The organism is Ramlibacter alkalitolerans (assembly GCF_016722765.1).
Taxonomy (GTDB): domain Bacteria; phylum Pseudomonadota; class Gammaproteobacteria; order Burkholderiales; family Burkholderiaceae_C; genus Ramlibacter; species Ramlibacter alkalitolerans.
Genome location: NZ_JAEQND010000002.1, coordinates 454,002 through 473,322 on the forward strand (window position 1 = coordinate 454,002; position 19,321 = coordinate 473,322).

At 69.1% G+C, this 19,321-nt stretch carries 18 protein-coding genes; 8 read left to right on the top strand and 10 right to left on the bottom strand.

Features of this window, described 5'->3' with window-relative positions; translation table 11 throughout:
* Positions 1 to 2: 2 nt before the first annotated feature.
* The 6 genes from JI746_RS05245 to JI746_RS05270 all read right to left on the bottom strand — a co-directional run bounded on the left by JI746_RS05245 (position 3) and on the right by JI746_RS05270 (position 6,263).
* Positions 3 to 380, bottom strand: a complete 378-nt coding sequence (locus JI746_RS05245) for a SpoIIAA family protein (RefSeq protein ID WP_201687729.1) — start codon at positions 378 to 380, stop codon at positions 3 to 5.
* 132 nt (positions 381 to 512) lie between these two features.
* On the bottom strand, positions 513 to 1,133 hold the full coding sequence (locus tag JI746_RS05250) for an HD domain-containing protein (protein WP_201687730.1): 621 nt from the start codon (positions 1,131 to 1,133) through the stop codon (positions 513 to 515).
* A gap of 22 nt (positions 1,134 to 1,155) precedes the next feature.
* Positions 1,156 to 2,283, bottom strand: coding sequence for a lytic murein transglycosylase B (gene mltB, locus JI746_RS05255; RefSeq protein WP_201687731.1), 1,128 nt, complete (start codon positions 2,281 to 2,283; stop codon positions 1,156 to 1,158).
* The gene (locus tag JI746_RS05260; RefSeq protein ID WP_201687732.1) at positions 2,283 to 4,289 is read right to left on the bottom strand and encodes a transglutaminase family protein; all 2,007 of its coding nucleotides are present in this window, start codon (positions 4,287 to 4,289) and stop codon (positions 2,283 to 2,285) included. Before JI746_RS05260 ends, mltB begins: the two co-directional genes overlap by 1 nt.
* Positions 4,283 to 5,332 (bottom strand): DUF58 domain-containing protein, encoded by a 1,050-nt coding sequence (locus JI746_RS05265; RefSeq protein ID WP_408004078.1) that lies wholly within the window; start codon positions 5,330 to 5,332, stop codon positions 4,283 to 4,285. The genes JI746_RS05260 and JI746_RS05265 overlap by 7 nt, the downstream gene beginning before the upstream one ends.
* A 10-nt stretch (positions 5,333 to 5,342) precedes the next feature.
* Positions 5,343 to 6,263, bottom strand: coding sequence for an AAA family ATPase (locus tag JI746_RS05270; protein WP_201687733.1), 921 nt, complete (start codon positions 6,261 to 6,263; stop codon positions 5,343 to 5,345).
* 45 nt (positions 6,264 to 6,308) lie between these two features.
* Here JI746_RS05270 and JI746_RS05275 point away from each other — a divergent pair, with 45 nt between their 5' ends.
* The 3 genes from JI746_RS05275 to JI746_RS05285 are packed head-to-tail and all read left to right on the top strand — an operon-like array spanning position 6,309 to position 9,292.
* Positions 6,309 to 7,262: a histone deacetylase family protein gene (locus JI746_RS05275; protein WP_201687734.1), complete on the top strand. Its 954-nt coding sequence runs from the start codon at positions 6,309 to 6,311 to the stop codon at positions 7,260 to 7,262.
* The gene (locus JI746_RS05280; protein ID WP_201687735.1) at positions 7,255 to 8,034 is read left to right on the top strand and encodes an enoyl-CoA hydratase; all 780 of its coding nucleotides are present in this window, start codon (positions 7,255 to 7,257) and stop codon (positions 8,032 to 8,034) included. Before JI746_RS05275 ends, JI746_RS05280 begins: the two co-directional genes overlap by 8 nt.
* A 19-nt stretch (positions 8,035 to 8,053) precedes the next feature.
* Positions 8,054 to 9,292: a mechanosensitive ion channel family protein gene (locus JI746_RS05285; RefSeq protein ID WP_201687736.1), complete on the top strand. Its 1,239-nt coding sequence runs from the start codon at positions 8,054 to 8,056 to the stop codon at positions 9,290 to 9,292.
* A 229-nt stretch (positions 9,293 to 9,521) separates the two neighbouring features.
* Here JI746_RS05285 and JI746_RS05290 read toward each other — a convergent pair whose 3' ends face one another.
* The 3 genes from JI746_RS05290 to JI746_RS05300 all read right to left on the bottom strand — a co-directional run bounded on the left by JI746_RS05290 (position 9,522) and on the right by JI746_RS05300 (position 12,408).
* Positions 9,522 to 10,814: a TRAP transporter large permease gene (locus JI746_RS05290; RefSeq protein WP_201687737.1), complete on the bottom strand. Its 1,293-nt coding sequence runs from the start codon at positions 10,812 to 10,814 to the stop codon at positions 9,522 to 9,524.
* The gene (locus tag JI746_RS05295) at positions 10,811 to 11,296 is read right to left on the bottom strand and encodes a TRAP transporter small permease (protein ID WP_201687738.1); all 486 of its coding nucleotides are present in this window, start codon (positions 11,294 to 11,296) and stop codon (positions 10,811 to 10,813) included. Before JI746_RS05295 ends, JI746_RS05290 begins: the two co-directional genes overlap by 4 nt.
* Positions 11,297 to 11,385: 89 nt before the next feature.
* Positions 11,386 to 12,408, bottom strand: coding sequence for a TRAP transporter substrate-binding protein (locus tag JI746_RS05300; protein ID WP_201687739.1), 1,023 nt, complete (start codon positions 12,406 to 12,408; stop codon positions 11,386 to 11,388).
* A 230-nt stretch (positions 12,409 to 12,638) separates the two neighbouring features.
* Here JI746_RS05300 and JI746_RS05305 point away from each other — a divergent pair, with 230 nt between their 5' ends.
* The 5 genes from JI746_RS05305 to JI746_RS05325 all read left to right on the top strand — a co-directional run bounded on the left by JI746_RS05305 (position 12,639) and on the right by JI746_RS05325 (position 18,529).
* Positions 12,639 to 13,388, top strand: coding sequence for an electron transfer flavoprotein subunit beta/FixA family protein (locus JI746_RS05305; RefSeq protein WP_201687740.1), 750 nt, complete (start codon positions 12,639 to 12,641; stop codon positions 13,386 to 13,388).
* Positions 13,389 to 13,548: 160 nt separating this feature from the next.
* Positions 13,549 to 14,481 (top strand): electron transfer flavoprotein subunit alpha/FixB family protein, encoded by a 933-nt coding sequence (locus JI746_RS05310; RefSeq protein ID WP_201687741.1) that lies wholly within the window; start codon positions 13,549 to 13,551, stop codon positions 14,479 to 14,481.
* Positions 14,482 to 14,572: 91 nt separating this feature from the next.
* Positions 14,573 to 16,363, top strand: coding sequence for an acyl-CoA dehydrogenase (locus tag JI746_RS05315; protein ID WP_201687742.1), 1,791 nt, complete (start codon positions 14,573 to 14,575; stop codon positions 16,361 to 16,363).
* On the top strand, positions 16,363 to 17,331 hold the full coding sequence (locus tag JI746_RS05320; RefSeq protein ID WP_201687743.1) for an NAD(P)H-dependent flavin oxidoreductase: 969 nt from the start codon (positions 16,363 to 16,365) through the stop codon (positions 17,329 to 17,331). The genes JI746_RS05315 and JI746_RS05320 overlap by 1 nt, the downstream gene beginning before the upstream one ends.
* 85 nt (positions 17,332 to 17,416) lie before the next feature.
* A complete protein-coding gene (locus JI746_RS05325) occupies positions 17,417 to 18,529 on the top strand; it encodes a PA0069 family radical SAM protein (protein WP_201687744.1) in 1,113 nt (370 codons plus the stop codon).
* Between the two features lie 3 nt (positions 18,530 to 18,532).
* Here the strand turns inward: JI746_RS05325 and JI746_RS05330 are convergent, their stop codons facing one another.
* Entirely contained in the window at positions 18,533 to 19,081 is a 549-nt protein-coding gene (locus JI746_RS05330; RefSeq protein WP_201687745.1) for a hypothetical protein, read from the bottom strand.
* Between the last annotated feature and the right edge of the window lie 240 nt (positions 19,082 to 19,321).

Genomic DNA, 19,321 nt, shown 5'->3' on the forward strand with positions numbered 1-19,321 from the left:
CTTCAGCCGGCCGCGCGCAACCAGGCCAGCGCCGCCTGCTCGCTGCCGAACACCCGCACGTTGGTGCCGTTGCGCCGCGCCGCCTTCTCGCTGATGCGGGTGATGCGTTCCGGCCGCGTCAGCGAGGCGACCTTGCGCAGGTGGGCCAGGCTCAGCGCGGCCTCCAGCCCGATGCGGAACTGCTGCTCCGGAGTGAACACGGTCTCCACTTCACGCAGGTCGACCAGCAGCTTCTCGAAGGCCCACTCGCCGCTGTCGACGCCGAGCAGGTGGATCATCGACAGCACCTGCTCGTACGACGGGTGCCCGGCCACCGCCACGCGGGCGTGGTCGGCCTCGTGGGCGACGTGGAGGTCGAAGTTGGTGACCGTTTCCTGCATGGCAACTTGAATTTGCCAGACGGCGGGCAACGCCTGTGCGGCGAATGTCACGCCGCACGTGCAGGCGAAGGTGTGTTACCGAAGTAACCCGCAGCGCGTGACGTGCACCACGCGGGGAACCGTCTTGTCGGATCAGCCTTGCAGGGCGGCGAGGCTGCGTCCGAGGTTCTCGCGCGCCCGGTGCTCCAGCGCGTCGTGGAAGGCGGGCGTGAGGTAGATGCGCGGCCGCTCGAGGAAGGATTCCAGCACCTGTGCGCGGCGGGCGCGGAACTCCGGCCCGGGCACGTGGGCGTACTCGGCCCGGATCTGGTCTTCGTAGTCGTCGAAGCGCGCCGGCGCCGCGCCCAGGATGGCCAGGTCGATGTCCAGCAGCAGGCGCGTGTCGGCGTCGTCGCTCTCGGCGTGGCCGCGGGTCGCCAGCACGAGCGCCTGCACACGCTGCGCCACGTCCTCGCCGCAGCCCGCGGCCAGGATGCTGCGCCAGGCCCATTGGGCGCTGCGTTCCTCGTTGTCGCCGCAGCGCGGATCGTAGATGGCGTCGTGGAACCACAGGGCCAGTTCGACTTCCGCCGGGTGCGGCGCGAGCGAGGCGGCAGCCTGCAGGTGGGCGAGGCAGGCGCGCAGGTGCTGCAGCGTGTGGTAGTGGCGATGCGGCTCGCTGTAGGCGGCGACCAGCTGGTTGTACAGGCCGTTGGGCACCGGGTCGGCGCCGAGCTCCCGCCAGAGCCGCTGCCAGGAAGCGTTGCTGATCATCGGGAGGGCCTGGGCGTGCCGCTCACGGGTTGCTGGCGCTCTGCTGGCGCGTGTAGGCCTGCCTGACTTCGCGGCCCAGTTCGATCACGGCCATCGCGTAGTAGCTGGACCAGTTGTAGCGCGTGATGGCGTAGAAGTTCTCGGTGCCCGCCACGTAGGTGGGCGCATCGCCGCCGTTCTGCAGCTCGATCAGCGCCAGCGGACCCTTGTGCTCCAGGGCCGGGCCTTCCAGCACGGCGCCCTTGGCCTGGAAGCTGGCGACGCTGAAGGTGGGCAGGATGTCCGGCGCGAGCAGGGCATCGAGGTCCAGCTTCTCCGGGTCGAAGCTGACCGGGTAGTGCGTCGGCATGCCGGTGATCCAGCCGTAGCCCTTGAAGTAGTTGGCCACCGAGGCGATCACGTCGTCGGGGCTGGCGGCGAGGTCCACCTTCTTGTCGCCGTCGTAGTCCACGCCCCAGCGCGCCAGGCTGCTCGGCATGAACTGCGGCATGCCCCAGGCGCCGGCATAGCTGCCGCGCGGCGTCAGGGGACTGGTCTTCTCCGTGTAGTGGAAGGCCAGGAACTGCTCCAGTTCGCCGCGGAAATACTGGGCCCGTTCGGCCGCGCGCGGATGGCTGTCGGGGAAGTCGAAAGCGAGCGTGGCGAGCGCGTCGAGGATGCGGAAGTCCCCCATCTGCTGGCCGTAGATCGTCTCCACGCCGACGATGCCGACGATGATTTCCGCCGGCACGCCGTATTGCGTCTCCACGGCGTCCAGCGTGCGGCGGTGCTCCTCCCAGAAGCGCACGCCGGCGCGGATGCGCACCGGGTCGATGAAGCGGCTGCGGTACAGCGCCCAGTTCTTCGCCGTGGTGGCCGGCGCCGGCTGCATCAGGCGCGACACCACGGCCAGGTTCTGCGCCTGTCCCAGCATGCGCCGCGCCCAGGCCGGGTCGATGTTGCGGCGCTCCGCCAGTTCGTCGGCGAAGCGCATGGCCTCCTCGCGTTCGGCATAGGCCGGGCCGCTGCGCTGGGGCGGCGCTTTCACGCGCTGGGCGGCACGGCCCTTGCCGGCCGCGACCAGTTCGTCGCCGCCTGGCTGCGGCACCTGCGCCGGCACGGCCAGCGGCAGCAGCAGGAAGAGGGTGCAGGCAAGGCGAAGGAGGGACATCAGCAGGGCCAGGCGATCTGTTGCAACTCGCGCCGCAGCGCGGACAGGCTGGCCTCGCTGGCGCGCGCATAACGCTGCGCTTCCAGTTTCAGCAGCCACTCCGCCAATGGTCTCGCATCCGGCCCGAACCGTGTCGTGACAAGATTCGCGATCAGGCGCGGGGGATCGGAGCGGCCGACCTCCAGCCCGGCCTTGCGCAGCCGCCGGCGCGTGCGCCCCAGCAGGCGCAGCCAGGGATCGTGCTGGCGCCGGTCCCACCAGCTCCACAGGGCGCCCAGCAGCGCGGCCAGCACGATCACGCCGATCAGCAGGCGCGCCAGGTCTTCCCAGTTGGGGGACTCGAAGCCGAGGATGCGCAGCAGGCTGAGCTGCCGGCTCTGCGTGTAGTTGAGGATCCACTGGTTCCAGCTGTTGTTCAGGGCATCCCACGCGGTGCGCACCATGGCCGTGAGGTTCGGGTTCACCGTCTCCATCGCGGTCTCCAGCGCGCCGCGCGGCGGTGTCAGCCGCTGCAGCGAGCCGGTGCGCCCCGGCGCCACCGCGCCCGTCGGGTCCACGCGCACCCAGCCGCGGCCGTCGAGGAACACCTCCGTCCAGGCGTGGGCATCGCTTTGCCGCACGACCCAGAAGTTGCCCAGCGCATTGAACTCGCCGCCCTGGTAGCCGGTGACGATGCGCGCCGGGATCCCCGCCGCCCGCATCAGCACCGCGAAGGCGGAAGAGATGTGCTCGCAGAAGCCCACCTTGCGGTCGAACCAGAATTCGTCGGCGGTGTTCTCGCCGTACACCCCCGGTTCGAGCGTGTAGGTGTAGCCCCCGGTGCGCAGCTGTCGCAGCGCCGCCTGCACGATGGCGGGCGGGTCGCGCGGGTGCTCGCGCAGCAGCGTGGCCGCGAATTCCCGCGTGCGCGGATCGAAGCCTTCGGGCAGCTGGCGGTATTGCGCCAGCACCGAGGCACTGGAGGGCGGGCCGTGGCGGAAGTTGACGTAGCTTTCCGCCTCGTAGCGCAGCAGGTCGACCACCGGCCGCGACGACACCCATTGCAGCTCGCTGCTCATGGCGACTTCCAGCCCCGGCACGGTCGGCGGCGTGACGGCGGCATCCAGCGTCAGCAGCCACGGGCGGTTGTTCGGCTCCAGCGTCACCTCGTAGTGCACCGGCGTGCCCGTGCCCTTCAGGCGCGGGTTGCCCAGCTGCGGCGGCGGAAAGCGCGTGCCCAGGCGCGCGAACAGGGGCTGCCAGTTGCGGCCGTCGAACTCGGTCAGCACCGGGCCGCGGAAATACAGGTCGCGCTGCGGCGGCGCCGGGCCCAGGAACTTCACGCGCATGGCCACGGCGTCGTTGAGAGCGAGCGAGGCGATGGCACCGACTTCCATGTGGGCCGACAGTCCGTTGCGCCCCGACATCGCATCGCCGGGAATGCCCCACAGCGGCGCCAGGCGCGGGAACAGCAGGAACAGCACCGCCATCACGGGCGCCCCCAGCAGCGTCATCCAGCCGGCGGTGCGGGCCGCTTCCAGCAGTGGCGGCCGGCCGACCGGCATGTGGGCGTTGACGAGGGCCGTGAGCAGCCCCAGCAGCCCGATCAGCATCGCGGCGGCGACCAGCAGCGACTGCGAGAAGAAGAAGTTCGTGAGCATCGTGAAGAAGCCCAGGAAGAAGATGACGAAGGCGTCGCGCCTCGCCCGCAGTTCCAGCGTCTTCAGGGCCAGCAGCGCCACGATCAGCGTGACCCCGGCATCGCGCCCGAGCAGTGTCCGGTGCGTGAACCAGGTCGCCCCCAGGCAGGCGAGCAGCAGCCCCACGACCCACCAGCGTCCCGGCAGCGGTCTGGCCTGCACGGCCAGCCGGCCGCGCCAGACCAGCACCCAGGCGACGAACAGCGAGCACCACCAGGGCAGGTAAGGCACGTGCGGCAGCACCACCCAGCCGATGACGGCGAGCAGGAACAGCGTGTCGCGGCTGTCGCGCGGCAGCGCCGACAGGCGGGCGGCAACGCTCAGCACAGCGCCAGCGCCTCCAGGCAGCGGCGCTTGTGGGCCTCGCCGGTGCCGGGCGCGATCTGCTGGTTGCCCAGGCGCAGCCCGTAGTCCTGCCCCAGCTTGTCGGCCTGCAGCACCCAGGCGGCCAGGCGCGACAGGCGCTCTTCCGGATCGGCGACTTCGGTGCGGCTGGCATCCAGCCAGAGTTCGAGCCGCTGCGCCTGCAGCGTGTCTCGGCTCACCAGCTCCTGCGACTTGGCCGCCTTCTTCCACACCACGAGCTTGAGCGGGTCGCCGCGGCGATAGGCGCGCACGCCCTCGAACTCGCCGCTGTTCTGCACCCGGTTGGCCGCGACGCCGCCGGCCCGCGGTTCGCCGGCGGGCAGCGGCGGCGGGTGGGGCTCGGGCTGGGGATACACCAGCACCTGCGCGGCCGGCCGCCAGACCGTCCAGACCCGGAAGGTGCCGAGCGGAAAGCGCGTCTCCGCCGTCAGCGGCGGCACCCGGTGCAGGCCGCGCCGCTCGGGTCGGAAGGCCACCTGCACGGTGCAGGTGCCCTGGGCCGGCACGTCGGTCCACGACCAGTGGTCGCTGTGGGTGGTATCGAGCACGGCCAGGCCGATGCCGTGCCGCACCGAGCGCCGGGTGTTGTTCAGGGTCACCGAAAAAGTCGCGCTGGAGCCGGCGAACTGCGGCGCCGGCGGCATGAGGATCAGCGTGAGGCCCCGCAGCGTGGCGTGGCACACGTGCATGCCCACCGCGGCGCTGCCGGCCAGCAGGAACGTGAGCAGGTAGCCCAGATTGAGCTGGTAGTTGATCGAGCCGACCAGCAGCACGACCAGCGTGATGCCCAGCATCAGGCCGGGCCGCGTGGGCAGGATGTAGACGTTGCGTTGCGTGAGGGTCAGCGTGTCGGTGACGGGCAGGCGCGCCTCCCACCAGCGCTGCATGCGGTCGCGCGTGTCGATCACCGGACCGAAGACGGAGCGCAGCACGCGGCACGGCGCGCGGCCGAATGACGCCCGCCGCTGCGCGGGGCGCGTCATCGAGGCCGGAGGCGAACTCATCGCATCATTCTCATGGCAATGGCACCGCCTGCATCATCGCGCGAACCTGCTCCATCGGCCCGCGGCCCGCGTCGCCCGTCGGAACGAGCCGGTGCGCCACGGTCTGCGGCAGGATCGCCTGCACGTCGTCCGGCGCCACGTAGTCGCGGCCGGACAGCAGCGCCTGCGCCTTGGCCGCGCGGATCACGGCGATGCCGGCGCGCGGGCTCAGGCCCTGCAGGAACCAGCGGCCGGAACGGCTGGCGGCGATCAGGTCCTGCACGTAGTCCAGCAGCGGTTCGGCGGCGTGGATGTCCAGCACCCGCTGCTGCAGCACCTGCAGCTCGATCGGCGACAGGGTGTTGCCCAGTCGTTCCACCATGTCGCGGCGGTCCGCCCCCGAGTACAGCGCCCGTTCGGCGGCGCGGTCCGGGTAGCCGAGCGAGATGCGCATCAGGAAGCGGTCGAGTTGCGACTCGGGTAATGCGAAGGTTCCAAGCTGGTCGTGCGGATTCTGGGTGGCGATCACGAAGAAGGGCGAGGGCAGGGCGCGCGTCTCGCCTTCCACCGTGACCTGCTTTTCCTCCATCGCTTCCAGCAGGGCGCTCTGCGTCTTGGGGCTGGCGCGGTTGATCTCGTCGGCCAGCAGCACCTGCGCGAAGATCGGCCCGGGGTGGAACACGAAGTTCTCGCGCCCGCGGTCGTACACCGAGACGCCCGAAAGGTCGGAAGGCATCAGGTCCGCCGTGAACTGCACCCGCGAGAACTGCAGCCCGAAGGCGCGCGCCAGGGCGTGCGCCAGCGTCGTCTTCCCCACTCCCGGCACGTCCTCGATCAGAAGGTGTCCCCCCGCCAGCAGGCAGGCGACACAGTCGCGGACCTGGGACGGCTTGCCGACGATCACCGTGTTAAGCTGGTCGAGGAGCGTTTTGAGTTTTTGTCGTGCTTCCATGAAGTGCGACCTTATCTGAATTTCGAACGGCCCCCGAGACGAGCAATGCACAAGACCGGCTTTTATACGCACCCGGATTGCAGAAGACACGACATGGGGCGCGGGCATCCGGAATGCCCGGAGCGGCTCGATGCCATCGAGGACCGGATGCTCGCGGCGCGCCTGCTCGATGTCGTGGAGCGGCGCGAGGCGCCCCTGGCCAGCACCGACAGCCTCGAGCGCGCGCACGACCGCATGCACGTGGCGGCCATCCGCGGCTTGGCCGACGAACTGCGCGAGCAGGAAGACGCAGGCGGCACCGACCTGGTCTACATCGATCCCGACACGGCCCTGAACCGCCACACCTGGAACGCGGTGCTGCGTGCCGCCGGCGCGGCGATGGCCGCGACCGACGCGGTGATCGCCGGCGAGCTGGAAAACGCCTTCTGCGCCGTCCGTCCGCCGGGACACCACGCCTGTCGCAGCCGCGCGATGGGCTTCTGCTTCTTCAACAACGTGGCCGTCGCGGCGCTGTATGCGCTGGAGCGGCATGCGCTGCAGCGCGTGGCCATCGTCGATTTCGACGTCCACCACGGCAACGGCACCGAGGACATCTTCTCCGGCGACCCGCGCGTGCTGATGGTGGGCATCTTCCAGCATCCCTTCTATCCCTACAGCGGCGCCGATGCCAAGGCGCAGAACATGCTGAACGTGCCGGTGCCCGCGTACACGCGCGGGCCGGCCATCCGCGAGATCGTCGAGACGGCGTGGCTGCCCCGGCTGGAGGAATTCAGGCCCGAGATGATCTTCATCAGCGCCGGCTTCGACGCCCACCGCGAGGACGACCTCGGGCAGCTCGGGATGGTCGAGGCGGACTACGCCTGGATCACGCAGAAGCTGCGCGAAGTCGCCAGGAAGCACGCCAGGGGCCGCATCGTCTCGTGCCTGGAAGGCGGCTACAACCTCGACGCGCTGGGGCGCAGCGTCGAGGCGCACGTGCGGGCGCTGGCCGATGTCTGAGCCCGCGCTGCTCGAAAGCCGCGACACGCGCGGCGTGGTCACGCTGACCATGAACCGGGCGGCGAGCTTCAATGCCCTGTCGGAGGAAATGATCGCCGCCCTGCAGTCCGCGCTGGACCGCCTGGCCGGCGACGAGGGCGCGCGGGCCGTGGTCCTGGCGGGCAACGGCAAGGCCTTCTGCGCCGGCCACAACCTGAAGGAAATGATCGCGCAGCCCGAGCTGGCGTACTACCAAAAGCTGTTCGCGCAGTGCAGCCGCATGATGCTCGCGATTCAGCAACTGCCGGTGCCGGTGATCGCGCGCGTGCACGGCATCGCCACGGCGGCAGGCTGCCAGCTGGTGGCCCAGTGCGACCTGGCCGTTGCTTCGACCGAGGCGCGCTTCGCCGTGAGCGGCGTCAACTACGGCCTGTTCTGCGCCACGCCCAGCGTGCCCCTGCTGCGCAACGTCCCGGCCAAGCAGGCGATGGAAATGCTGGTCACGGGCGAGTTCATCTCCGCCGGACAGGCGTGCGAGCGGGGGCTGGTGAACCACGCCGTGGCACCCGATGCGGTCGATGCCGAGATCGCGCGCCTGCTCGAAAGCATCCTCGCCAAGCCGCGGCTTGCGCTCGCCATGGGCAAGGAGCTGTTCTACCGCCAGCGCGAGATGGGCATCGCCGCCGCCTACCAGCTGGCCGCGCAGACGATGGCCGCGAACATGATGGACAGCTGCGCCCTGGAGGGCGTGACCGCGTTCACCGAGAAGAGAAAACCCAACTGGTCTCAATGAGGGCGCGCCCGGGGTGGGCATGGACGAACTGAGGCGATTCCTCGCCGATCTCGATCGTGGCGCGACGCCGTGGGAAATCGGCACGCTCGCCGCCAGCCTGCTGGTCGCCTACGGCATCTCCTGGCTCGTGGGGCGCAAGCGCCGCGGCGACTCGGTGTGGTTCGGACAGGCGCTGGTCGACGGCCTGCTGTTCCCGCTGCTGGCGCTCGCCCTCACCTACACGGCTTCGCTGGTCCAGGGTCGCTTCCAGCCGGTGCCCTTGCTGCGCATCGCGGTGCCGGTGCTGCTGGCCCTCGCCGGCATCCGGCTGCTGGCGCGCGTGTTCACGCTGGTGTTTCCGCATTCGGCGATGGCGCGGCTGGTGGAGCGCCTGTTCTCGTGGCTCGCCTGGCTTGCCGCGGCGCTGTGGATCCTGGGCCTGCTGCCGGCCGTCATGCGCGAGATGGAGAACATCCAGTTCGCCTTCGGCACGACGGACGTCAGCCTGCTGGCGATCGTGCAAGGCGTCCTGTCCTCCGGGCTGGTCATGGTGCTGGCCCTGTGGCTGTCGGCGGCGCTGGAGCGCAAGGTGCTGCAGGACACCGTCGCGGACCTGTCGCTGCGCAAGGTGGCCGGCAACGCCATCCGCGCGGTGCTGCTGACGGTGGGCTTCCTGTTTGCCCTGTCGGCCGTCGGCGTGGACCTGACGGCCTTGTCCGTGCTCGGGGGCGCGCTGGGCGTGGGCCTCGGTTTCGGGCTGCAGAAGCTGGCCGCCAACTACGTCAGCGGCTTCGTGATCCTGGCCGAGCGCAGCCTGCGCATCGGCGACACGGTGCGCGTCGACAACTTCGAGGGCGTGGTGGCGGACATCAAGACCCGCTACACGCTGATCCGCTCGCTGGGCGGGCGCGAGTCGATCGTGCCGAACGAGAAGCTGATCACGGAGCGCATCGAGAACCTGTCGCTCGCCGATCCCAGGATCCTGCTGACGACCGAGGTCGCGGTCACCTACGAAGCCGACGTGGACCAGGTCCGCGCGATCCTGCTGGAGGCCGCCCGGGGCGTGCCGCGCGTGATCGCCGAACCCGGCCCGGGCGTGCACCTGGTGCGCTTCGGCGCCGACGGCCTGGAGTTCCGCCTGCTGTTCTGGATCGCCGACCCGCAGAACGGCTCCGGCGGCGTCGTTTCGGAAGTGAACCTCCGCGTGCTCAAGGGCCTGCGTGCCGCAGGCATCGACATCCCGTATCCGCAGCGGGTGGTGCACATGGTGCAGCGCTGAATGTGCCTTGCACCCTCCCCCTACGGGAGAGGGCTGGGGTGGGGGCACTCGCGCTGCTTCGCTCCCTCTCCCGCTTGCGGGAGAGGGCTGGGGTGAGGGTCCGCGTGCGACGAAGGAAGGCGCTGATTCGCGCCGCTCTGGATTCCCGCCTACGCGGGGATGACGGCTGGGGCGGAGATGACGGCTGGGGCGGAGATGACGGCTGGGGCGGGGATGACGGATATTCGCGCTACTTCATCAACGACGGCAACCACAGACTCAGCTGCGGAAACGCGATCAGCACCGCCAGCATCACCACCATCACCAGCACGAAGGGCCAGCAGCCGCGGAAGATCTGGTTCAGGCCCACGCCGGGCAGCAGCGCGTTGAGCACGAACAGGTTCATGCCCACGGGCGGAGAGATCAGGCCGATCTGCACGATCATCACGATCAGCACGCCGAACCACACCGGGTCGAATCCGAGCGAGGTCACGATCGGGAAGAACAGGGGGATCGTCAGCAGCACCATCGTCAGTTCTTCCATGACGGTGCCCAGCACGACGTAGATCGCCATCATCGCCACCACCACCATGGTCGGCGACAGCCCCAGGTGCGTGATGCCGTCCTTCAGGTCGCCGGGCAGGGTCGTGAAGTTCACGAAGTTGGCGAACAGCGTCGCGGCGATCAGCAGGGCGAACAGCATCGCCGTCGTGCGGGCCGATTCCACCAGCACTTCGTACAGGCTCCTCCAGGTGAGCTTGCGCCGCAGCAGGGCGAACAGGAAGGCCCCCGCCGCGCCGAAACCGGCGCCCTCGGTGGCCGTGAAGAAGCCGCCGTAGATGCCGCCCAGCACCACCAGCACCAGCACCAGCACGCCCCAGATGCCGCGCAACGCGCGCCACCGTTGCGGCCAGGTCGCGCGCTCCCCGGGCGGGGCATGCTCGGGGTCGCGCGAGGTGACCACCACGATGGCCAGCATCAGCATCGCCGCCGTGAGCACGCCCGGGATCACGCCGGCGGCGAATAGCTTGCCGATGTTCGTCTCCGTCACGATCCCGTAGATCACCATGATGGTCGACGGCGGGATCATGATGCCCAGCGTGCCGCCCGCCGCCATCACGCCGGTGGACAGCGCATCGCTGTACCCCAGCTTGCGCATCGACGGATACGCCACCTTGCTCATGGTGGCCGCCGTCGCGATCGAGGAGCCGCAGATCGCGCCGAAGCCGGCGCAGGCGGCCACCGTGGCGTGCGCCAACCCGCCGCGCAGGTGCCCGATGAACGCATAGGCGGCGGCGAACAGTTCGTGCGCCAGCCCGGCGCGGGCCACGAAGTTGCCCATCAGGATGAACAGCGGGATCACCGAGAGCGTGTAGGCGAAGCCGGTCTCGTACACGACCTGCGCCGTGCTGGCCAGCGCCGGTTGCCAGCCGCGCGTGAGGCCGATGCCGGCGAAGCCCACCAGGCCCATCGCGAAGGCCAGCGGAACGCGCAGCAGCGCGAGCAGGAAGATGCCCGCAAAACCGATCAGCGCCGCGGTCACAGGGCCGTCCCTTCGCCTTCGCCGCGCTGCTGCGGCCCCTGCCGCAACAGCGCCAGGTGCACCAGCCCGGTCAGGCCGCACAGCACGCCCATGCCGTAGATGAAGGGCGCCTTGCGGATCTGCAGTTGCGCGGTGGTCTCGCCGGTTTCGGAGAACTGCCCGCCGGTGCGCCACATCAGCCACGCGAGTCCGAGCAGCACGGCGCCGCACAGGAGGTTCACGACCAGCCATTGCGCGCGACGCACCCACGGCGGCAGGTACGGGTCCAGCGAATCGAATTCGACGTGCTCGCCGCGCCGCGAGACCAGCGGCAGCGCACCGAAGATCACCACCACCATCAGCAGTTCGGTCATCTCCAGCGAGCCGGGAATGGAGTTGGACGCGAACTTGCGCCCGAGCACGTCGAAGAAGGTGAGCGCCATGATGGCGAACAGCGCGATGCCGGACAGGAGCCCGCACAGCAGGTCCAGGAGCTTGTTCATGTTGTTGTTGGTTCCCTCGACGTTCCCTCGAACGAAAGCGGCACCGGGTCGCCCCGGGTGCCGCCTTTGTACCAGAGTCGTTGCCGCGCTTACTTCGACAGCTTCGCGATCTCGGAGCGGAACTCCGCGAGCACCTTGGCGGCGTCCTTCAGGCCCTTGGCCTCGGCTTCCTTGACCCAGCGCTGTTCCAGCGTCGAGGTCTTGCTCTTCACGTCCGCCACGAACTTGGCGTCGGCCTTGGTGACCTGCACGTTGTTGGCCTGCATCAGGCCGTAGGCCCGGCGGTCCACCTTGTCCCAGTGGCGGCCCATGATGCGCGCGGCCACTTCGCCCGAGGCGTCGTCGACGGCCTTCTTCTCCGCCGGCCCGAGCTTCGCGTAGGCGGCGGGATTCATCATGAAGACGAAGCTGGTGTTGTACAGGCCGCCGGGAAAGGTGGTCGCGTACTTGATGATCTTCTCGATCTTGAAGGACTCGATCGATTCGGCCGGGAACAGCGTGCCGTCCATCACGCCGCCGGACAGCAGCTCGTACGAGTCGGGCGCCGGCTTGAGCGTGACGTTCATGCCCAGCACCTTGGAGATCTCGTTGACCATGCCGCCGCCCACGCGCCACTTGAGGCCCTGCAGGTCTTCGAGCTTGGTGACGGGCCGCTTGGTGTTGAAGACGATGCCGGGGCCGTGCGTGAAGAAGGCCAGCACGTGCACGCCCTGGTGTTCCTGGGCGAACTGCGGATGCTTCATCGCCACGCGGTTGAAGGCCACCGACAGCGGCTCGGCGCCGTCGCCGAGGAACGGGAATTCCGCCATCTGCGTGAGCACGAAGCGCCCCGGCGTGTAGCCGTGCACGGTGAAGGAAACATCGGCCAGGCCGTTCTTCACGGCGTCGTAGGTGCCGGGCGGGTTGGCCACTGCGCGCGGCAGGATGTTGCACTTCACCTTGCCGGCGCTGTTCTTCTCGACGAGGTCGCACCACTCCTTCTGCGCGAGGCTCAGCGCGTGGGTGGGCGGCACCCAGCTCGACGCGGTGAGCACCGTCTGCGCGCCGGCAGGCGCGGCCGCTGCCGCGGCCAGGGTGACGAGAGCGGGCACGAAGAACAGGCGGTGTTTCATCCAACGAACTCCTTGTAATGTCCCGGCACTGTAAGGCGGCCCCCTAAGTCGGCCGGTCCTGAATTACCCGGAGCGCGCCCTGCTGCCCCTATAATCCAAAATCGAACGGTCGTTCTTTTTTGCGCTGGCGCAGCATCCAGGCACGCGGTCGGAACGCTGCCGTGCCCGCCGCATAGAATTCCGTTTACGTCAACGTCAATTCCCACAGAACAACCCTAGGAGTGCCGAGCATGAAGGTCCTGGTCCCGGTGAAGCGGGTGGTGGACTACAACGTGAAAGTCCGGGTCAAGTCGGACGGCAGCGGTGTGGACATCGCCAACGTGAAGATGAGTATGAACCCCTTCGACGAGATCGCCGTGGAAGAGGCGGTGCGGCTGAAGGAGAAGGGTGTCGCCACCGAGGTGATCGCGGTGTCCTGCGGGGTGCAGCAGTGCCAGGAGACGCTGCGCACGGCGATGGCGATCGGCGCCGACCGCGCGATCCTGGTGCAGACCGACGAGGAACTGCAGCCGCTGGCGGTGGCCAAGCTGCTCAAGGCGCTGGTGGACAAGGAGCAGCCGGGCCTGGTGATCCTGGGCAAGCAGGCGATCGACGACGACTGCAACCAGACCGGCCAGATGCTCGCCGCGCTGGGAGACCTGCCGCAGGCCACCTTCGCCTCGAAGATCGAAGTGGCGGACGGCAAGGCGAAGGTCACGCGCGAGGTCGACGGCGGCTTCGAGACGGTGGAACTGTCCCTGCCGGCCGTGGTGACGGCGGACCTGCGCCTGAACGAGCCGCGCTACGTGACGCTGCCGAACATCATGAAGGCGAAGAAGAAGCAGATGGACGTGGTCAAGCCCGAGGACCTGGGCGTGGACGTCAAGCCGCGCCTGAAGACCCTGAAGGTCTCCGAGCCGCCCAAGCGCGGCGCCGGCGTCAAGGTCCCCGACGTCGCCACGCTCGTTGCGAAGCTGAAGAACGAAGCGAAGGTGATCTGAAAACGGGAAGCAGAACGCAGAAGCCGCAAAAGTGACGCAAAAGCCGCAGAAGAAACCGCCAGAAGGCCTGAGGGTTTTCTTTCGCGGCTTCTGCGTCGTTTTTGCGGCTTCTGCGTTCAGAAATCCTTGAACACCTCCGCACCCCAACATCGGAAACACCATGACCTCCCTCGTCATCGCAGAACACGACAACGCGCACATCCGCGGCGCGACCCTCAACACCATCACGGCGGCCGCGCAGTGCGGCGGTGAGGTGCACGTGCTGGTGGCCGGCGCCAATGCCGGCGAAGCGGCCAAGGCGGCCGCGCAGATCGCCGGCGTGAGCAAGGTGCTGCACGCCGACGGCGCCCAGTTCGAGCACGGCCTGGCCGAGAACGTGGCCGCGCAGGTGCTCGCCCTCGCCGGCAACTACAGCCACATCCTCTTCGCGGCCACTGCCAGCGGGAAGAACATCGCGCCGCGCGTCGCCGCGAAACTCGACGTCGCGCAGATCTCCGAGATCAGCAAGGTCGACAGCCCGGACACCTTCGAGCGCCCGATCTACGCCGGCAACGCGATCGCCACCGTGCAGAGCGCCGACAAGGTCAAGGTGATCACCGTGCGCACCACGGCCTTCGATCCTGCCGCCAGCAGCGGCGGCACGGCGGCGGTCGAGAGCGCCAGCGCGGCGGCCGATGCCGGCAAGTCGAAGTTCCTGGGCCAGGAGATCGCCACCAACGACCGGCCCGAGCTCACGGCGGCCAAGGTCGTCGTCTCCGGCGGCCGCGCGCTCGGCTCCAGCGAGAAGTTCCATGAAGTGCTGGAGCCGCTGGCCGACAAGCTCGGTGCCGCCATCGGCGCCTCGCGCGCGGCGGTGGACGCGGGCTACGCGCCCAACGACCTGCAGGTCGGCCAGACCGGCAAGATCGTGGCTCCGCAGCTGTACATCGCCTGCGGCATCAGCGGCGCGATCCAGCACCTGGCCGGCATGAAGGACTCCAAGGTGATCGTCGCGATCAACAAGGATCCGGAAGCGCCGATCTTCAGCGTCGCCGATTACGGGCTGGAAGCGGACCTGTTCCAGGCCGTTCCGGAACTGATCAAGGCGCTGTAAGGCAGTTCGGCGTCGGGCGTTCAGCGTTGAGCGTGAACGTCCGGCCCTCTCCTTTTTCGCTCAACGCCTAACGCTTCACGCCCACCCTCCCATGAGCTACACCGCCCCACTGAAGGACATGCTGTTCGACATCCAGCATCTCGCTGGCCTCGAGCAGATCGCACGCTTGCCCGGCTTCGAGGAGGCCGGCCTGGAAACGGCGCAGGCCGTGCTGGAGGAATGCGCGAAGTTCAACGAGGGGGTGGTGGCGCCGCTGAACGTCGAGGGCGACCGCAACCCTTCGAGCTGGAAGGACGGGCGCGTCACGACCACGCCGGGCTTCCGGGAAGCCTACCGCCAGTACCGCGAAGGCGGCTGGCAGGGCCTGCAGCATCCGCAGGACTTCGGCGGCCAGGGGCTGCCCAAGACCATCGGCGCGGCCTGCACCGAGATGCTCAATTCGGCGAACCTGAGTTTCGCGCTGTGCCCGCTGCTGACCGACGGCGCCATCGAGGCGCTGATCACCGCGGCTTCGGACGAAGTGAAGGCGGTGTACCTGGAGAAGCTCGTGACCGGCGAGTGGACCGGCACGATGAACCTCACGGAGCCGCAGGCCGGCAGCGACCTGGCGCAGGTGCGCACGCGCGCCGAGCCGCAGCCCGACGGCACCTACAAGGTCTTCGGGACCAAGATCTTCATCACCTACGGCGAGCACGACATGGCGGACAACATCGTCCACCTGGTGCTGGCCCGCATCCCCGGCGCTCCCGAAGGCGTGAAGGGCATCAGCCTGTTCGTGGTGCCCAAGTTCCTGGTGAACGCGGATGGCTCCAAGGGTGCGCGCAACGACGTGCAGTGCGTGAGCATCGAGCACAAGCTGGGCATCAAGGCCTCGCCGACGGCGGTGCTGCAGTTCGGCGACGCGGGCGGCGCGACCGGCTACCTCGTCGGCCAGGAGAACCGCGGCCTCGAGTACATGTTCATCATGATGAACGCGGCGCGCTACGCCGTCGGCGTGCAGGGGATCGCCGTTTCCGAGCGCGCCTACCAGAAGGCGGTGGAATACGCGCGCGACCGCGTGCAGTCGCGGCCGGTGGACGGTTCGGTGAACGGCCCGGCGCCCATCATCGTGCACCCCGACGTGCGCCGCATGCTCATGACCATGCGCGCGATCACCGAAGGCTGCCGCGCGATGGCCTGCGTGGCCGCCGCGGCCTACGACGCCGCGCACCACCATCCCGACCCCGGCGCCCGCAAGCAGAACCAGGCCTTCTACGAATTCCTGGTGCCGCTGGTGAAGGGCTACAGCACCGAGAGCAGCATCGAAGTCGCCTCGCTGGGCGTGCAGGTGCACGGCGGCATGGGCTTCATCGAGGAGACCGGCGCGGCGCAGTACTACCGCGACGCCCGCATCCTGACCATCTACGAAGGCACCACCGCCATCCAGGCCAACGACCTGGTGGGGCGCAAGACCGCGCGCGACGGCGGCCAGACGGCGCAGGCCATCGCGGCGCAGATCGAGCAGACCGAAGGCGAACTGGGCAGGAGCGGCAGCGCGGAGGCCAAGGCTGTCGCGAAGCGGCTGAGCGCGGCGCGCAAGGCCTTCCTCGACGTGGTCGGCTTCGTCGTGCAGCAGGGCAAGGGCTCGCCCAATGCGGTGTTCGCCGGCTCGGTGCCCTACCTGATGCTCGCCGGCAACCTCGTCGCAGGCTGGCAGCTCGCACGCGCGCTGCTGGTCGCGCAGGACCTGCTCGCCACGGGCGAGGACGCCGATTTCCTGCGCGCCAAGATCGCCACCGCCCGCTTCTATGCCGACCACGTTCTCGCCCGCGTGCCGGGGCTGCGGGACAGCATCGTCGAAGGCGGCGAGAGCGTGACCGCGCTGCCGCTGGAGGCGTTCTGATGCGGCAGCTGCCCCGGGCCCTGCGCAACCTGCCCTTGCCGGTGATCGCGTCGCCGATGTTCATCGTCAGCAACCCGAAACTGGTGATCGCGCAGTGCACGTCCGGGGTGGTCGGCTCGATGCCGGCGCTCAACGCGCGGCCGGCGGCGCAACTCGACGAGTGGCTGCACGAGATCGAGGAGGCGCTGGCCGCCCACGACCGCGCGCATCCCGACGCCCCCGCCGCGCCGTACGCGATCAACCAGATCGTGCACAAGAGCAACGACCGGCTGGAGCACGACATGGAAGTGGTCGTGCGCCGCAAGGTGCCGATCGTGATCACCTCGCTGGGCGCGCGCACCGACGTCAACGAGGCTGTCCACAGCTACGGCGGCGTCGTGCTGCACGACATCATCAACAACACCTTCGCGCGCAAGGCGATCGAGAAGGGCGCGGACGGCCTGATCGCGGTCGCCGCGGGCGCGGGCGGACATGCCGGCGTCAAGAGCCCCTTCGCGCTGGTGCAGGAGATCCGCCAGTGGTTCGACGGCCCGGTGGCGTTGTCGGGATCGATCGCCACGGGCGGTGCGGTGCTGGCGGCGCAGGCCATGGGCGCGGACTTCGCGTACATCGGCTCGGCCTTCATCGCGACGCACGAGGCCCGCGCGGCCGACGCGTACAAGCAGATGATCGTGGAGGGCACGTCCGACGACATCGTGTACTCGAACCTGTTCACGGGCGTGCACGGCAACTACCTCAAGCCCAGCATCCGTGCCGCGGGCCTGGATCCGGAGGACCTGCCGGAGAGCGACCCCAGCAAGATGAGCTTCGGCAGCGACCGCAAGGCGTGGAAGGACATCTGGGGCTGCGGGCAGGGAATCGCCGCGGTCCGGGACGTCGCCCACGCCGCCGAGTACATCGCCCGGCTGAAGCGCGAATACGCCGAGGCGCGCGAGCGGCTGGCCATCCCTTCGCTGGCCAGCGCCTGAGCGGCGGCGCCTAGCGGGCGCCCGGCCGCGAGGCCTTTACACCTCGTCGTGTGCCGGCGTCCTTGATCTGGGTCATACTGTATGCATGAACAGTGTCGACCGCAGCACCGCCAACACGGCGGAAGAAGTGCGCGTGCCGCTGTCGGCGATCAAGGGCCGCGGCACCGCCACCCGCTTCCCGCACCGCTTCGAGAAGGACGCCCGCGAAGCCTTCGATGACGGCTGGCAGCGCGACGAGGAAGACGTCGCGGCGCTGCCGCGCACCGAGGTGATCTGGGAGACCGCCAGGAGCCTCATCGCCAGCAACGATTCGCCGGACATCTACTTCAATCTCTCCATCAACCCCTACCGCGGTTGCGAGCACGGCTGCATCTACTGCTACGCCCGGCCGACCCACAGCTACCTGAATCTCTCCCCGGGGCTGGATTTCGAGACGAAGATCATCGCCAAGCGCAACGCGCGCGAACTGCTGCATGCGGAACTGGCGCGCAGGTCGTACCGGCCGGAGCTGATCGCCATCGGCACGGCGACGGACTGCTACCAGCCGGTGGAGCGGGAGCTTCGGCTCACCCGCGCGGTGATCGAGGAACTGCACGCGGCGCGCCACCCGTTCGCGCTGGTCACCAAATCCAGCGGGGTGGAACGCGACCTGGACCTGATCGCCCCGATGGCGCAGCAGGGCCTCGCGGCCGTCTACGTCACCATCACCACCCTGGATGCGGAACTGGCGCGCAAGCTGGAGCCGCGCGCGGCGGCGCCGCACCGGCGGCTGCGCCTGCTGCGCACGCTGGCCGAGCACGGTGTCCCCTGCGGGGTGAGCCTCGCGCCGCAGATCCCGTTCCTGAACGACGACATGGAGCAGGTGCTGCAGGCCGCCTGGGAGGCCGGTGCACGCGAGGCCTTCTACCACGTGCTGCGGCTGCCCTGGGAAGTGGCGCCGCTGTTCCGGCAGTGGTTGCAGACGCACTACCCGGACCGCGCCGAGCGCGTGATGCACCGCATCCAGGAGATGCGCGGCGGCAAGGACTACGACAGCGACTTCGCCACCCGCATGAAGGGCAGCGGCGCCTGGGCCGACCTGATCGCGCAGCGTTTTCGCAAGGCGGCGGCGCGCATCGGCTTCAATGCCAAGAAGACGGACTTCCGCACCGACCTGTTCCGGCCGCCTTCGCCGGCAGGGCAAGGCAGCCTGTTCTGAGGATCAGCCCGCCGCGAGCAAGCCGGCCACGAAGACGACGGCCGCAAGCACGCCGCTCGCCAGGTTGGCCTTGAGCTGCGCCGGGCCGGACATGCGCCGCAACCCGTGGTTCCAGACCCAGACGATGGGCACCACGGCCAGCACGAGGATGAGGGCGATCACCTGCCAGCGCAGGAAGCTGGCCCAGCCTGGCAGCAGCGAACGCGAGGGGCCGTGCCACAGCGTCTCGATCGGCAGTTGCTGGCTCCACAGCCCGCAGGCCACGAGCGCGCCGGCCAGCAGGGCCACGGTGGTGGCGAAGCGGATCGTGCGGCGCCAGCCGAACAGGCTGAGGAAGACGCCGTTGGCGCCGGCGAGCAGGAGCACGGAGGCGAGGGCGCTGCGCACGTCGGCGGCCGTCCCCGCCGCGAGCCGCCACAGGCCCACGTTGCAGGCGAGGGCGAGCCAGAGGCTGGCGCCGAACACCAGCCGTGAGGGATGCGTCGCCAGCCGGCTCTCGCCCGGCATCAGGAGGGAGGAGTAGCCTGTGCTGCGAAAGAGCTTCAGGGCCATGCCCGACATTGTCGCCCCGGTGCCCCGTTCTGCCCACCGGCGGTGCATGGGATGTGTGATTTCGGGGCGACACAGGATCGTCATCCCCGGACCGCTTTCATCGTCATCCCCGCGAAGGCGCACTGCTGTCCGGAATAGATCCGGGCCAGTGCGCCAAGTCGTTCCGGCACAACGGAAAAGCTGATTGAGCGGGGGGAGAGATTCAAACACTGTATGACCCGTTGGCCGCAAAGCCGCGGC

Excerpts from the sequence above, each read along its gene's own strand:
- JI746_RS05245 (WP_201687729.1), bottom strand. The coding sequence starts at position 380 with ATGCAGGAAACGGTCACCAACTTCGACCTCCACGTCGCCCACGAGGCC.
- JI746_RS05250 (WP_201687730.1), bottom strand. The coding sequence starts at position 1,133 with ATGATCAGCAACGCTTCCTGGCAGCGGCTCTGGCGGGAGCTCGGCGCC.
- mltB (WP_201687731.1), bottom strand. The coding sequence starts at position 2,283 with ATGTCCCTCCTTCGCCTTGCCTGCACCCTCTTCCTGCTGCTGCCGCTG.
- JI746_RS05265 (WP_408004078.1), bottom strand. The coding sequence starts at position 5,332 with ATGAGTTCGCCTCCGGCCTCGATGACGCGCCCCGCGCAGCGGCGGGCG.
- JI746_RS05270 (WP_201687733.1), bottom strand. The coding sequence starts at position 6,263 with ATGGAAGCACGACAAAAACTCAAAACGCTCCTCGACCAGCTTAACACG.
- JI746_RS05275 (WP_201687734.1), top strand. The coding sequence starts at position 6,309 with ATGCACAAGACCGGCTTTTATACGCACCCGGATTGCAGAAGACACGAC.
- JI746_RS05280 (WP_201687735.1), top strand. The coding sequence starts at position 7,255 with ATGTCTGAGCCCGCGCTGCTCGAAAGCCGCGACACGCGCGGCGTGGTC.
- JI746_RS05285 (WP_201687736.1), top strand. The coding sequence starts at position 8,054 with ATGGACGAACTGAGGCGATTCCTCGCCGATCTCGATCGTGGCGCGACG.
- JI746_RS05295 (WP_201687738.1), bottom strand. The coding sequence starts at position 11,296 with ATGAACAAGCTCCTGGACCTGCTGTGCGGGCTCCTGTCCGGCATCGCG.
- JI746_RS05300 (WP_201687739.1), bottom strand. The coding sequence starts at position 12,408 with ATGAAACACCGCCTGTTCTTCGTGCCCGCTCTCGTCACCCTGGCCGCG.
- JI746_RS05305 (WP_201687740.1), top strand. The coding sequence starts at position 12,639 with ATGAAGGTCCTGGTCCCGGTGAAGCGGGTGGTGGACTACAACGTGAAA.
- JI746_RS05310 (WP_201687741.1), top strand. The coding sequence starts at position 13,549 with ATGACCTCCCTCGTCATCGCAGAACACGACAACGCGCACATCCGCGGC.
- JI746_RS05315 (WP_201687742.1), top strand. The coding sequence starts at position 14,573 with ATGAGCTACACCGCCCCACTGAAGGACATGCTGTTCGACATCCAGCAT.
- JI746_RS05320 (WP_201687743.1), top strand. The coding sequence starts at position 16,363 with ATGCGGCAGCTGCCCCGGGCCCTGCGCAACCTGCCCTTGCCGGTGATC.
- JI746_RS05325 (WP_201687744.1), top strand. The coding sequence starts at position 17,417 with ATGAACAGTGTCGACCGCAGCACCGCCAACACGGCGGAAGAAGTGCGC.
- JI746_RS05330 (WP_201687745.1), bottom strand. The coding sequence starts at position 19,081 with ATGGCCCTGAAGCTCTTTCGCAGCACAGGCTACTCCTCCCTCCTGATG.